The organism is Azospirillum brasilense (assembly GCF_005222205.1).
In the GTDB taxonomy this organism is placed as follows: Bacteria; Pseudomonadota; Alphaproteobacteria; order Azospirillales; family Azospirillaceae; genus Azospirillum; species Azospirillum brasilense_G.
In genome coordinates, this window is sequence record NZ_CP032345.1 from 87,181 (window position 1) to 100,619 (window position 13,439).

The following is a 13,439-nucleotide window of genomic DNA, read 5'->3' on the forward strand; positions in this document are numbered from 1 at the left end:
CCGCGAGGCGAGGTCAGCGCATCGCGAAGAGTTCCTGGTGAAAGCGTTGCTCCACCGGCAGGCCATGGGCTGCGAAGTCGTGCCGCAGCGCCTGCCCGAAGCCGATCGGGCCGCAGAACCAGACGCTGGCGTCACGCCAGTCCGGCACCAGGGTACGGATGCGCTGGCCGTCCAAGCGGCCGTCGCGGCTGTCGACCAGGACATGGAGGCGAACCCCCGCCGCCGCAGCGTCGGCGGTGAGCTTCGCGATCGCGTCCCCGTCGTACTCGCTGGTGGTGTGGAAGAAGTCGACGGTTTGCCGTGGCCGTTCAGCATTTTCCGCAAGGAACTTCATGCGGGCGATGAACGGCGTCACGCCGATGCCGCCGCCCACCCAGATCTGGTGCGGGCAGGAATCGTCGAAGGTGAAGCAGCCGTAGGGTCCCTCCACCGTCACCGCCTGACCGATCGCCAGCCGTTTGCGCAGCCGCCGGGTGTGGTCGCCCAGTTCCTTGACCACGAAGGTGATCCGGCGCTCGGCATCGTTCCAGGCCGAGGCGATGGTGTAGGGATGGGCGCCCTCCGCGCGGTCCGAGGTGGCGAAGGCGAACTGGCCCGCCTTGTGCCCCGGCCAGCCTTGCGGAACGTCGATCGCGATCTCCAGCGTGCGCACGCCGGGAAAGTAATGGAGCGCGCTGATGGTGCCGGGAACCCGCCGGTCAGCGGCGACCCGGCCGAGCAGCGCGACAACGGCGGCCCAGGCGCTGGCGGCGAGCAGCGGAGCCATCACCCAGCCGATGGGCGCGCTCCAGTAGGCGAAGTCGGTCAGCACGACGGCGTGGAAGACCAGCACGAGGTACGCCATCGCCAGCAGGCGGTGCGTTTTGAAGAACAGCCGGTAGGGAAGGCGTTTGAACAGCGCCAGCGCGATCAGCAGCACCGCCGCGTAGAAGGCCCATTCGCCGAGCCATTCGGCGGTGCCGCGCAGGCCGCGGAGCGACTGTTCGAGGGAGCTGTCGGGGATCGCCCGCGGTCCCCGTTGCGGCCGGGCCAGCCACCCCCAGCCCACCGCCCATTTCGGCCCCTGGGCCCACAGCCAATGGACGACCGCCGCGACGAGTCCGGCGATGCCCAGCCATTTGTGCAGGCGGTACATCTTGTCGAGACCGCCGAACCACGCCTCCGGCCAGCGCGGCCGCAGCGCCAGGATGGTCGCCATGCCCATGCAACCAATGGCGACGATCCCGCTGTACTGAACCAATGCAGCGCGAAGACCGAAGACGCCGTCCGCCCAAAACACTTCAGGTTCGGCGGCAAGCCATAAAATCGTGAGAAGGGCTAAAACACCCCATAAGGACAGTTTGATCGCTTTCATGGCGACATCCTCCGTGTCGGCCACCGTCAAGGTGCGGATGGAGGGATGTTTCGCGATCGCCTTTCCGGTGACAAGCCGATCCCGATCATCGCAGCCATTCGAATCGTCGGCCACGGCAACGGCGGGGGATGACGGGGAATTCGGTTACTTGCGGATCCAGACCTTGGTTTCCATGAAGCGGTTGGCGAGGAAGCGGTAGGTCTGCTTCTGCAACTGCTCGATGGCGGTCGACTTCTCCACCGGGGTGGTGTCCCAGGCCTGAAGGATGTCCTCCCACTCCAGCAGCCGGGCGCGCAGGTCGTCGCGGATCTTGCGGATGAAGGTCACGGTGGTGTCGAAGGCCTTCAGCGCGCCGAAGATCTCGCCGGTCTGGGCGTCCGCCTGCTCGAAGATGGCGTCGTAGTCCTTCAGCGGCTTGTTCAGCAGCCCCTGCATGCGCGCGACCTCGTTGCACAAGGTCCGGTCGGTCCGGTAGAGCTGGGTCAGCCGGGTCAGCTTGCCGCCGATGGCGCGGATGGCGTTGAAGCGATCGCGCAGCGCCTCGATGTAGGACAGCTCCTGCGTCAGGTCCTCGATGCGGTCGGTCAGGTACTGCTCGTAATTGTCCTTCAGGCCCAGCTTCGCCGCGATGTCCTTGAAGGCGGCCTTGACGCGCTGCTTGGTCTGAGGATCCTCGACGATCTGTTCCAACTCGTCGGCCTTCACCACGATCATCTCGGTTCCGGAGATCGAGGAGACGAGCTGGACGGTCAGGCGCCCGCGCGCGATGGTCCGGTGCTTCTCCTCGACCGACCAGGAGGCCCGGCCGTCCAGCAACTCCCCCGGGATCTGCTCGCCGGGACGGATCTGCTTCACGAAGGCCAGCCCCTTGGCAACGACGTCCAGCAGCTTGGCGTCGCGGCTGTCCTCCTTGATGTCGAAGGATTCCATCAGCGTGTTGAAGGGCAGGGCGGCCTTCAGATCGCCCAGCAGGATGTGCAGAACCGGCTGCTTGGCGGACGGGTCGATGCAGAAGAAGGCCCCGGACAGGCTGAACACCTTGTGTTCGAAATCGAAATGCGTGTCCCGCATCGGCGCAGCCGGAGAGGAATCGGGCGCCGCGGCGTCGGTTGGCGCCGACGCGGCGGGGGGAGCCTCGGCATCGGCTTCCATGCTTCCGGTTTCGGGATCGGGGACTTCGGACATGGGCGGGAACCGGAAGCGGGAATGGGACGGGCAGGTTACAGCAGATCGCGCAGCCGGAACCAGAGCATCGCGAGGACAAGCGCGGGTGTGCGGAACCGCCGTCCGCCGGGGAAGGGCAGGTGGGGCACGCGGGCGAAGACGTCGAACCGCTCCGCCGTGCCGCGGATCGCCTCGGCCATCACCCGCCCGGCCATGCCGGCCAGCGCCACCCCGTGGCCGGAATAGCCGTGGGCGAAACAGGTGGTGGGCGTCAGCCGCCCGACATCGGGCATGCGGTTCATGGTGATGGCGACGTGGCCGCCCCAGAAATGATCGACCGCGACGCCGCGAAGCTGCGGGAAGACCGCCAGCATCTTGGACCGCATGGCGATCTTCAGCCCCGGCGCGTCCAGCCCGGAATAGCTGACGCCGCCGCCGAACAGCAGACGGTGGTCGGCGGAGCGGCGGAAATAGTTCAGCACGAAGTTCATGTCGCTGACCGCCGCGTTGGTCGGCAGCAGGGCGGAGGCCGTCGCCTCCCCCAGCGGTTCAGTGGCGATCATGTAGGTGGCGACCGGCATCACCTTGGCCGACAGGCGCGGCGCCAGCGCCCCCAGATAGGCGTTCCCGGCGAGCACGAGGAAGCGCGCCGCCACCCGCCCCTCGGCCGTGGTGGCGCTGGGTTTGTCCCCGGTGTCGATGGCGGTGACGCGGCTGTCCTCGAAGATGCGGACTCCGGCCCGGACGGCGGCTCTGGCGAGGCCCAGCGCGTAGTTCAGCGGGTGCAGATGGCCGCTTCCGTCGTCGGCCAGCCCACCGACATAGGCGTCGCTGCACACCACTGCCCGTATCGCCTCACGGTCGAGCATGCGGACCTTGTCGTAGCCGTAGCGGTCGCGCATCTCGCGTTCCATCGCCGCCACGTCGTCCATGTGGCGCGGCTTCACCGCCGCGTGGGCGAAGCCCCAGGTGAGGTCGCAGGGAATGGCGTGCTTCGCCACCCGCTCCGCCAGAAGCGCCTTGGACTCCTCGCCGAGGTCCCACAGCCGCTTGGCATCCTCCGCCCCGACCCAACGCTCGATGGTGCTCATCGACTTGTTGTAGCCGGTGATGATCTGTCCGCCGTTGCGGCCCGACGCCCCCCAGCCGACGCGGTTGGCCTCCAGCAGGACCACGTCGTAGCCCCGCTCGGCCAGTTCCAGCGCGGTCATCAGCCCGGTGTAGCCGCCGCCGACCACGCAGACGTCGCAGGACAGCGTTCCTTTCAGCACCGGGTGTCGCGGATGCGGAGTCGCGGTGTCGGCGTACCACGAGCGGATGTGGGATGATGTCGGCATGACTGCCGAGTTAGGGGAGGGACCCCCGCCCCGTCAATGATTCCAGCGGTCAAATGGGCAGGGTCTTTGTTCCCCTCTGGCGCGAGGAGGGGGTGCGGGATCATAGTGTGGCGGTCGTTCACAGCAGGGAGGGGCTGCCCACCGTCCGGTGCGGTCCATACGTTCATGGGTTTCATGGAAGACTTCATCAAGAAGAACCGCATCACCGAAGTGGAATGCCTCGTGCCCGACATGTCGGGCATCGCGCGCGGCAAGATCGTGCCCGCCGAGAAGTTCCTGCGCATCCTGCGCGACCGCGGTCTGCGGCTGCCCGAGGCTATTTTCGTCCAGACCGTCACCGGTGAATATCCCGAAGACGATTCGGTCACCTCGGATGAGAATTCCGACATCTACATGATCCCCGACGAGCGGACGATCCGCTTCGTCCCCTGGTACGAGGAGCCGACGGCCCAGGTCATCACCGACTGCGTCTACGCCGATGGCAGCCCGGTGAACTTCTCGCCCCGCCATGTGCTGAAGCGCGTGCTGTCGCTCTACGAGGAGCGCGGCTGGAAGCCGATGGTGGCGCCGGAACTGGAGTTCTTCCTCGTCCAGATCAACAAGGACCCCGACTATCCGCTGGTGCCGCCGGTCGGGCGCAACGGGCGCGTGGAGAGCGGACGGCAGGCCTTCGGCATCGACGCGGTGAACGAGTTCGATCCGATCTTCGAGATGGTTTACGACTTCTGCGAGGCGCAGGACATCGACATCGACACCCTGACCCACGAGGCCGGGGCGGCGCAGATCGAGATCAACTTCAACCACGGCGACGCGCTGGAACTGGCCGACCAGGCCTTCCTGTTCAAGCGCACGGCGCGCGAGGCGGCGCTGCGCCATCAGGTCTACGCGACCTTCATGGCCAAGCCGATGCAGAACGAGCCGGGCAGCGCCATGCACATCCACCAGTCGGTGGTCGACGCGGATTCCGGGCGCAACCTGTTCTCCGACGCCAGCGGGGCGGACACGCCGCTGTTCATGTCCCACATCGCCGGGCTCCAGAAGTATCTGCCCTACGCGATGCCGCTGCTGGCACCGAACGTGAACTCCTACCGGCGGCTGGTGCCGAACTCCGACGCGCCGATCAACGTGCATTGGGGCCGCGACAACCGCACCACCGGCCTGCGTGTCCCCGTCTCGCCCGCCGATTCGCGCCGGGTGGAGAACCGGGTGGCCGGTGCCGACGCGAATCCGTACCTCGCCATCGCCGCGTCGCTGGCCTGCGGCTATCTCGGCATGGCCCAGGGGTTGGAGCCGACCGACCCGGTGAAGGGCTCCGCCTACCGGCTGGCCTTCACGCTGCCGCGCCACCAGGGCGATGCCTTGCAGAAGTTCAACGCCTGCAAGCCGCTGAAGGAGGTGCTTGGCGAGAAGTTCCTCGACGCCGTGACCTGCGTGAAGGAGGCCGAGTATGAGGCCTACCACCGCGTGATCAGTTCCTGGGAGCGCGAGAATCTTCTGCTGAACGTTTGAGCATTTTTCCGCCCCCTTCCGCCGCTGCCGCGGGAGGGGGCGTTCGCGTTCCGCAAAACCCGCAAAACCACCCGCAAATCGTTGACAACGAACCCCCCCGTGGGTGCAATAGCGCTCGCGCCGGGGACGCCGTGCACCGCACGCCGCCTCCCACGTCGAATGGAAAAAAGTCGACCAGTCACGAACTGACGAACGATCCAGAATTCGGGGGCTTTCTGCATGAAACGTTTCGCTCTCAGCGTCATCGGCGCCGTCGCGGCGATCGCCATCGCCGGCCCGGCGCTGGCCCAGGCCAAGAAGCCGGTCAACATCTACATCTGGAACGATTATCTGGGCGAATCGACGCTGGCGGACTTCACCAAGGCCACCGGCTACGACACCAAGGTGGACCTCTACGACAGCCTTGAGCTGCTGGAGCAGAAGGTGCTGGTCGGCAAGTCCGGCTACGACGTGATCGTCCCGACCGCCGAGCCGACCCTGTCGCGCATGATCCAGGCGAAGGTCGTGGCGCCGCTCGACAAGGCGAAGATCCCGAACCTGAAGAACGTCGATCCGAAGGTTCTCAAGCTCCTCGAGAACTCGGACCCCGGCAACAAGTTCTCCGTGCCCTATCTCGGCGGCACGGTCGGCATCGCCATCATCCCGGAGAAGATCAAGGCCGTCGCCCCCGACGTCCCGCTCGACAGCTGGGACCTGATCTTCAAGCCGGAGGTGGCGAAGAAGGTCGCGGCCTGCGGCATCACCGTGATGGACTCGGCCATCGACGTGATCCCGTCGGTGCTGAACTACCTCGGCCTCGATCCGAACTCCGAGAAGAAAGAGGATCTGGACAAGGTCGAGAAGACGCTGCTGGCGGTCCGCCCCTACATCAAGCAGTTCGTCACCGGCCAGAACATCAACATCCTGGCCGGCGGCGACGCCTGCGTCGTCATGGCCTACAACGGCGACGCCATCCAGGGTGCGGCCCGCGCCGAGGAAGCCAAGAACGGCGTGAAGGTCGAGTTCGTCACGCCGAAGGAAGGCGTGCAGGTGTGGTGGGACACGCTGGCCATCCCGGCGGACGCGCCGAACAAGGAGGGTGCGCACGCCTACATCAACTTCATCCTCGACCCGGCGAACATCGCCGCTGTGTCCAACACGGTCAGCTACGCCAACGCCGTTCCGGCCTCGCTGGCCTCGGTTGACGAGGGCGTGAAGACCAACCCCGCCGTCTTCCTGCCGGAGAACAGCAACGTCAAGCTGTTCGCCCTGAAGTCGATCAAGCAGACCACCGACCGCGCCCGCACCCGCGTCTGGACCAAGGTCAAGACCGGCAAGTAAGCGCGCCGCGAACCGGCACGCACGACACGCGCCCTGGTCGTTTCCCATCGGGAACGGCCGGGGCGTTCCCATGAGAAGAGGACGCCGAGAGGAGCCGCATGGCCGTCCAGCCGATCCGCAAGCCCACGCGCCTGGAACCCTGGCAGGACCCGGGACAGAAGCCCTATGTGCGAATCGAGAAGGTGACCAAGACCTTCGGCGATTTCGTCGCCGTGGACGAGGTCAGCCTGTCGATCTACCGGGGCGAGTTCTTCGCCCTGCTGGGTGGCTCCGGCTCCGGAAAGACGACCCTGCTGCGCATGCTGGCCGGGTTCGAGACGCCGACCGAGGGCAAGATCTTCATCGACGGCGTCGACATGGCCGGCATCCCGCCCTACGAGCGGCCGGTCAACATGATGTTCCAGTCCTACGCCCTGTTCCCGCACATGTCGGTGGAGCAGAACGTCGCCTTCGGCCTGAAGCAGGACGGCGTTCCGAAGGCCGAGATCAAGGAGCGGGTGGGGGCGATCCTCGACCTCGTCCAGCTCGGCCAGTTCGGCAAGCGCAAGCCGCACCAGCTCTCCGGCGGCCAGCGGCAGCGCGTGGCGCTGGCCCGCTCTCTGGTCAAGCGGCCCAAGCTGCTTCTGCTCGACGAGCCGCTGGGCGCGCTGGACAAGCGGCTGCGCGAGCGCACCCAGTTCGAGCTGGTCAACATCCAGGAGAAGCTGGGCGTCACCTTCATCGTGGTCACCCACGACCAGGAGGAGGCGATGACCATGTCCTCGCGGATCGCCGTGATGAACCACGGCGTCATCGCCCAGACCGGCACGCCGACCGAGATCTACGAATACCCACAGTCCCGCTTCGTCGCCGAGTTCATCGGCTCGGTGAACATGTTCGAGGGCAGGGTGGTGGAGGATCAGGCCGACCATGTGCTGATCCGCTCCGAGGACGCCGGCTGCGACCTCTACATCAACCACGCTGTGGCGGTCCCCGCCGGCGCCACGGTGGGCGTCGCCGTCCGTCCGGAGAAGATCGCGCTGAGCAAGGAGCCGCCGGCCAACGCCGCGGCCAACGCCGACGGGCGTAACGTCACCAGTGGGATCGTGCGCGAGATCGCCTATCTCGGCGACGTGTCGATCTATCTGGTGGAGCTGAAGACGGGCAAGACGGTGCGCGTCACGGCGCCCAACGTGGTGCGGCGCACCGAGATGCCCATCACCTGGGACGACGAGGTTTATTTGAGTTGGCGTCCCTTCGCCGGGGTGGTGCTGACGCAATGATCGACCTTCTGCGCCGGATCGGCCTGTGGGGGCGGGGGGTGGTGGTCGCCATCCCCTACCTGTGGCTTCTGCTGTTCTTCCTGGTGCCCTTCCTGATCGTGTTCGGCATCAGCCTGTCGGAGGCGATGCTGGCGCAGCCGCCCTACGCGCCGTTGGTCGACTGGCTGGTGGACGAGGATGCGGGCACGACCAAGCTCCAGATCCTGCTGAACCTGTCCAACTACCTGCGGCTGGGCGGGGACGACCTCTACATCCTGGCCTATCTGAACTCGGTGAAGATCGCGCTGGTCACCACCGTCTGCTGCCTGCTGCTGGGCTACCCCATGGCCTACGCCATCGCCCGGGCGGAGCCGTCCAAGCGCGGGCCGCTGATGATGCTGGTCATCCTGCCCTTCTGGACCAGCTTCCTGATCCGCATCTACGCCTGGATCGGCATCCTGAAGGCCAACGGGGTGGTGGACAACCTGCTGCAATGGACCGGCATGACGACGGAGCCGTTCGAGCTGCTCTACTCGGATTGGGCCGTCTACATCGGCATGACCTACTGCTATCTGCCCTTCATGGTGCTGCCGCTCTACGCGACGCTGGAGAAGCTCGACCCGACGCTGCTGGAGGCGGCGGCGGACCTCGGCTGCCGGCCCTGGAAGGCGTTCCTGACGGTGACTCTGCCGCTGTCTCTGCCTGGCATCATCGCCGGGTCGCTTCTGGTCTTCATCCCCTCGGTCGGCGAGTTCGTGACTCCGGAGCTGCTGGGCGGTCCGGACACGCTGATGATCGGGCGCGTGCTGTGGAACGAGTTCTTCGCCAACCGCGACTGGCCGGTCGCCTCGGCGGTGGCCATCGCGCTCCTGCTGTTCCTGGTGGTGCCGATCATGGTCTTCCAGCATGTCCAGGGGCGCCAGACGGAGGCCGGGCGATGAAGCAGATGGGCAAACTCGCCTGGGCGCTGTGGTTCGGCTACGCCTTCCTCTACGTGCCGATCGCGCTGCTGATCTTCTACTCCTTCAACGAATCGCGTCTGGTCACGGTGTGGGGCGGCTTCTCCACCAAATGGTACGCGGAGCTGCTGCAGAACGACCAGCTTCTCGGGGCGGCCTGGCTGTCGCTCAAGGTGGCGGCGATGTCGGCGACCGCGTCGGTGGTGCTCGGCACCGTCGCCGGTCTGGCGCTGGCCCGCTTCGGGCGGTTCCGCGGTCGGACGCTGTTCGGCGGCATGATCACCGCGCCGCTGGTTATGCCGGAGGTCATCACCGGCCTGTCGCTGCTTCTGCTGTTCGTGGCGCTGGAGCAGGCCATCGGCTGGCCGGACGGGCGGGGCATGACGACGATCACCATCGCCCACACCACCTTCACCATGGCCTATGTGGCGGTGATCATCCAGTCGCGTCTCGTCAGCCTGGACGAGAGCCTGGAGGAGGCGGCGATGGACCTCGGCGCCCGCCCGGCCAAGGTCTTCTTCGTCATCACGCTGCCGATCATCGCGCCGGCCATCGTGTCGGGCTGGCTGCTCGCCTTCACCCTGTCGCTCGACGACGTGGTGGTCGCCAGCTTCGTGTCGGGTCCGGGCTCCACCACACTGCCGATGGTCATCTTCTCCAGCGTGAAGTTCGGCATCAGCCCGCAGATCAACGCGCTGGCGACGCTGATGATGGTGGTGGTCGCCACCGGCATCTTCATCGCCAGTTTGGTCATGGCGCGGCAGGAACGTCAGCGGAAGCGGGACGAGCAGATGGCGGTGCAGGGGGGCTGAAGAGCCCCCTGTCACCCCAAAGCACCGTCTCATAGGGGCTATGCCGTTAGGCCGCAGACGGCGGGGTGGCCGTTCGCCGTTGCATTTGCTAGTGTATTGGCATCTGCAACAGCGAATGAGGTCGTATCGTGCGCGCGCTCTTATGGTTCCCAATGCTTCGTCTTGGTTTTTCGATGCCTTTTTCGGCGCCCAAGCGCCGTTATTCGGACCGTCCGCCCTCCCGCCACTGAGCGGTCGAGCGCGCTGCCCTTTCGGGCATTTCAGTGGCCCCTTTGGTGGCCGTTGCCAAATCCTCCGCTCCGTGGTTAGGGTGACCGTGGGTCACGGGTGACGCCGTGACGACTCGCTCCGGCCACGCACAAGAGCCGGACAGTTCAGGGATTTGGCAGGAGATTCAAAGATGACGACACCGGCGGCGGAAGGCTTCACCATGCCGGGCGAATGGGAACGGCACACGCGCTGCTGGATGGCGTGGCCGTGCCGGCCCGAGACGTGGCCCGAGGGGGCCTTCGACGCCGCCGCTGCCGCCTACACCGATGTCGCCCGCGCCATCAGCCGGTTCGAGCCGGTGACCATGGTCTGCGATCCCGCCGACGTCGCGGACGCTTCCCTGGCCTGCGGGCCGGGCGTCGAGATCCTGCCCCTGCCCATCAGCGATTCCTGGATCCGCGACACCGGACCCAGCTTCGTCACCGATGGGAAAGGGCAGGTGGCCGGCGTCCATTGGCGTTTCAACGCCTGGGGCGGCAACTACCAGGACAGCGCCAAGGACCAGCAGGTCGGGCGCCTGATGCTCGACCATCTCGGCTTGCGCTGCTTCGAAGCGCCCCTGGTCATGGAGGGCGGCTCCTTCCATGTGGACGGGGAGGGGACGCTGCTGACGACCGAGCAGTGCCTGCTGAATCCCAACCGCAACCCGAATCTCGGCAAGGCGGAGATCGAGGCGCTGCTCAAGGAGCACCTTGGCATCTCCAGCGTGATCTGGCTGGGCGAGGGCTATCAGGACGACGAGACGGACGGTCACATCGACGAGATCGCCCTGTTCGTAAAGCCCGGCGTCGTCATGGCGATCACCACCGACGATCCCGGCGATGCCAATTTCAAGGCGTTCCAGGACAATCTGGACCGGCTGAAGCGCGCCCGCGACGCCCAGGGCCGGGAGCTGGAAGTCATCCCGGTCCGCCAGCCGGCGCGGCGCGACGAGAATGGCGTCCGGCTGACGCTATCCTACACGAATCTCTACATCGCCAACGGCGGCATCGTCATGCCGGCCTTCGAGGATCCGGCGGACGACGAAGCCTTCCGCATCGTGCGCCGGGCCTTCCCGGACCGCGAGGTGGTGCAGGTCCCGGCCCTCGACATCGTGCGCGGCGGCGGCGGCATCCACTGCATAACGCAGCAGCAGCCGGCGGTCTGATCCGACATCTTGCGGGTTGCGAAAAGGCGAAGGCTGTTCCGGCTTTCGCCTGTGAATCGGCGAGTGCGGCGTTTGGGGTCTTGAATCGGTGGATGCGCGGGCGCATCTTCTTAACATGCAATTAAACCCGCTCAACATGCCACCGTTGGCAAAGCCTCAGCCGCCGATCACACCGGCGATGCAGATGGCCATGTCTCCGGCGGTCCAGGCGGCGCAGCAAACCGCCCCCACCGTCCGCACCCAGACGGTCCAGGCGACACAGGCGGTCGGCAAGATGGACCAGACGCGGGAAACCCGCAACGCCACCCAGTCGGGGCAGGCCATCGACCCGCAGACGGCGGCGGTCCAGGCGCGGACCAATGGCGCCGGCTATGGTGCCAAGCAGCGCGGCACGCTCCTCGACGTCAGCGTCTGAGGCGTTTACACGCGTCCTTTCCCGCTGTTCAATTCACACGCTCTCCGCCATTATCTTATGCAAAGCCGAGGCGGTTTTTCGCGTTGCCGAAGGCTGTTTCCAGGAAGCTGGTTCGGCTGTAACGCGCTGGAGCCGTTCGCGTGATGCATTCCGCCCTGATCGAGATGATCGCCGCCGGACAAACGGATGTTGGCCGTGTCCGGTCGCGCAACGAGGATTCGTTCCACCTCGACCCGGCGCGCGGCTTGGCGGTGATCTGCGACGGTATGGGCGGACACGCCGGGGGCGACATCGCCAGCCGCACCGCGGTGGAGGTGGTGGCCGCCGTCATCGCCTCCCAGGACCGGGCCGACGGTGCTCGGACGCCGTCCGCAGCGGAGGAGGAGAGGGCGGCGGCGGACGCCGCATCGGTGGTGCGTTCCGCGGTGGTGGCCGCCAATCGCCGGATCAACGCCCTGAATCGCCAGCGTGGCTTTCCCGAAGGGCGCGGCATGGGAACCACGTTGGTGGGGCTCTGGCGGGTTCCGGGAACCGGGCGCGTCGTCGTGTTCCATGCCGGGGACAGTCGCCTATATCGCCTGCGCGGCGGCGAGTTGCGTCCGCTGACGCGCGATCACAGCCTCTACCAGCTCTGGCTGGACAACGGACGCCGCGGGCAGGCCCCCCACCGCAACATCATCGTTCGCGCGCTCGGCACCGGCGAGCAGGTCGAGCCCGACATCGCCGTCCACGATCTGCAGCCGGATGACCTCTATCTTCTCTGTTCGGACGGGCTCACCGGCATCGTGCCGGAGGGCGTGATCCAGCGCATTCTCACCCAACAGCCGCCGCCGGCTGGCGAAGACGTCTGCGCCCGGCTGATCGACCTTGCCAACGGCGCGGGCGGGCCGGACAACATCACCCTCATCCTTGCCCGGTTCGTCCTTCTTCCGGCCTGACCAAACGGCCCCTTCAGGGCGCTCTGGTTTTGACAAAGCGCGCGGTGGCCACGGTGGCCGGCGCGGCGGAGTCCAACGCCTGTTTCAGCGCGGGCAGATACGACGCTGCGGCCTCGGCTTCGGGGCGCGGCGCGGCAAACAGCGGTGTGGGGCTGGCGATCACGACAATCAGTTCATGGCCGTAAGGCGGCCCAACCGTCCAGAAACGCCCGCCGGCGCCGCGCTCACCCAACCGGCGAATCGCGCCGGACTCCACGCGGCCGCTGATTTCCAGAGGATTGGGCAACAGATGGATCACGTCGCCATCCGACGTGAAATAGTCCACCTGCAAATACACCGGAAAATCGGGGGCCGCGACGTCGAACATCAGGGTCTGGCCGCCCTCGAACAGAATTCCGGTCGATCCCTTGAGGTCGATCGACAAGGGGGTGGCCAATCCGGCGTTGGCGGACCGGAGTTGGCCGATCAGCGTCAGGGGCTCGCACAGGGCAGGGGACGCGCGCTCGACCTCGACGGCGGCCCGTTGGCCGGTCAGGAGGTCCTGGGCGAGCAGTGCGAGGCTGTCCGGATCGGTATCGCCCGCGGTCAGGCCGGAGATCGCGACCCGCTGGTCTGCGCCGACGGCGACATCGAGTTCGGCACAATGGAATTCCGCCAAGGCCGTCCGCAAGGCCGACAGATCGGGCACGGCAGAAACAGGCGGTCCGTCCGCCGCGGGGACTGTCTGTGCTGGAAGAACGGTCTCGCTTTCCGAAGACGCTTCGGACGCCGCATCGGCGCGGTCCGTCCAGGCGGCCGTGGCGCCTCCAATGGCAGCGGCGAGCAGCGCGGCCGAGCATCGCAGTCGCCATGTCATCGGCGCGTAGACGTCCTTCACCGGCATCTGACCGTTGGTTATAAACTGCGATTTATGTAGCGTGCATTTTGGGCAACGCCAAGGGTGGAGGGACGAATCCCCTGCGGCGAAGGACGA

The 13,439-nt window shown here is 66.5% G+C and carries 12 protein-coding genes; 8 read left to right on the forward strand and 4 right to left on the reverse strand.

Features of this window, described 5'->3' with window-relative positions; all coding sequences use genetic code 11:
- Positions 1-13 precede the first annotated feature (13 nt).
- The 3 genes from D3869_RS00435 to D3869_RS00445 all read right to left on the reverse strand — a co-directional run bounded on the left by D3869_RS00435 (position 14) and on the right by D3869_RS00445 (position 3,855).
- Positions 14-1,354, reverse strand: coding sequence for a ferredoxin reductase family protein (locus tag D3869_RS00435; protein WP_137140521.1), 1,341 nt, complete (start codon positions 1,352-1,354; stop codon positions 14-16).
- Between the two features lie 144 nt (positions 1,355-1,498).
- On the reverse strand, positions 1,499-2,506 hold the full coding sequence (locus D3869_RS00440; protein ID WP_247895666.1) for a hypothetical protein: 1,008 nt from the start codon (positions 2,504-2,506) through the stop codon (positions 1,499-1,501).
- Between the two features lie 68 nt (positions 2,507-2,574).
- Complete coding sequence (locus D3869_RS00445) at positions 2,575-3,855, reverse strand: NAD(P)/FAD-dependent oxidoreductase (RefSeq protein WP_137138494.1); 1,281 nt, start codon at positions 3,853-3,855, stop codon at positions 2,575-2,577.
- Between the two features lie 165 nt (positions 3,856-4,020).
- Between D3869_RS00445 and D3869_RS00450 the strand changes: the two genes are divergently transcribed.
- From D3869_RS00450 to D3869_RS00485, 8 genes are all read left to right on the forward strand, one after another.
- The gene (locus D3869_RS00450) at positions 4,021-5,364 is read left to right on the forward strand and encodes a glutamine synthetase family protein (RefSeq protein WP_137138495.1); all 1,344 of its coding nucleotides are present in this window, start codon (positions 4,021-4,023) and stop codon (positions 5,362-5,364) included.
- A gap of 219 nt (positions 5,365-5,583) precedes the next feature.
- A complete protein-coding gene (locus D3869_RS00455) occupies positions 5,584-6,684 on the forward strand; it encodes an extracellular solute-binding protein (protein ID WP_137138496.1) in 1,101 nt (366 codons plus the stop codon).
- 98 nt (positions 6,685-6,782) lie between these two features.
- Complete coding sequence (locus tag D3869_RS00460) at positions 6,783-7,946, forward strand: ABC transporter ATP-binding protein (RefSeq protein WP_137138497.1); 1,164 nt, start codon at positions 6,783-6,785, stop codon at positions 7,944-7,946.
- Positions 7,943-8,866: an ABC transporter permease subunit gene (locus tag D3869_RS00465; protein WP_137138498.1), complete on the forward strand. Its 924-nt coding sequence runs from the start codon at positions 7,943-7,945 to the stop codon at positions 8,864-8,866. The genes D3869_RS00460 and D3869_RS00465 overlap by 4 nt, the downstream gene beginning before the upstream one ends.
- Positions 8,863-9,696: an ABC transporter permease subunit gene (locus D3869_RS00470; protein WP_137138499.1), complete on the forward strand. Its 834-nt coding sequence runs from the start codon at positions 8,863-8,865 to the stop codon at positions 9,694-9,696. Before D3869_RS00465 ends, D3869_RS00470 begins: the two co-directional genes overlap by 4 nt.
- Before the next feature lie 400 nt (positions 9,697-10,096).
- On the forward strand, positions 10,097-11,113 hold the full coding sequence (locus D3869_RS00475; RefSeq protein WP_137138500.1) for an agmatine deiminase family protein: 1,017 nt from the start codon (positions 10,097-10,099) through the stop codon (positions 11,111-11,113).
- Between the two features lie 184 nt (positions 11,114-11,297).
- Positions 11,298-11,528 (forward strand): hypothetical protein, encoded by a 231-nt coding sequence (locus D3869_RS00480; protein ID WP_247895667.1) that lies wholly within the window; start codon positions 11,298-11,300, stop codon positions 11,526-11,528.
- A gap of 143 nt (positions 11,529-11,671) precedes the next feature.
- Positions 11,672-12,466 carry a PP2C family protein-serine/threonine phosphatase gene (locus D3869_RS00485; protein ID WP_137140522.1) on the forward strand — a complete coding sequence of 265 codons (795 nt, stop codon included), beginning with the start codon at positions 11,672-11,674 and terminating at the stop codon, positions 12,464-12,466.
- Positions 12,467-12,479: 13 nt separating this feature from the next.
- Here D3869_RS00485 and D3869_RS00490 read toward each other — a convergent pair whose 3' ends face one another.
- Positions 12,480-13,349, reverse strand: coding sequence for a DUF4384 domain-containing protein (locus tag D3869_RS00490; RefSeq protein WP_137138502.1), 870 nt, complete (start codon positions 13,347-13,349; stop codon positions 12,480-12,482).
- Positions 13,350-13,439 lie beyond the last annotated feature (90 nt).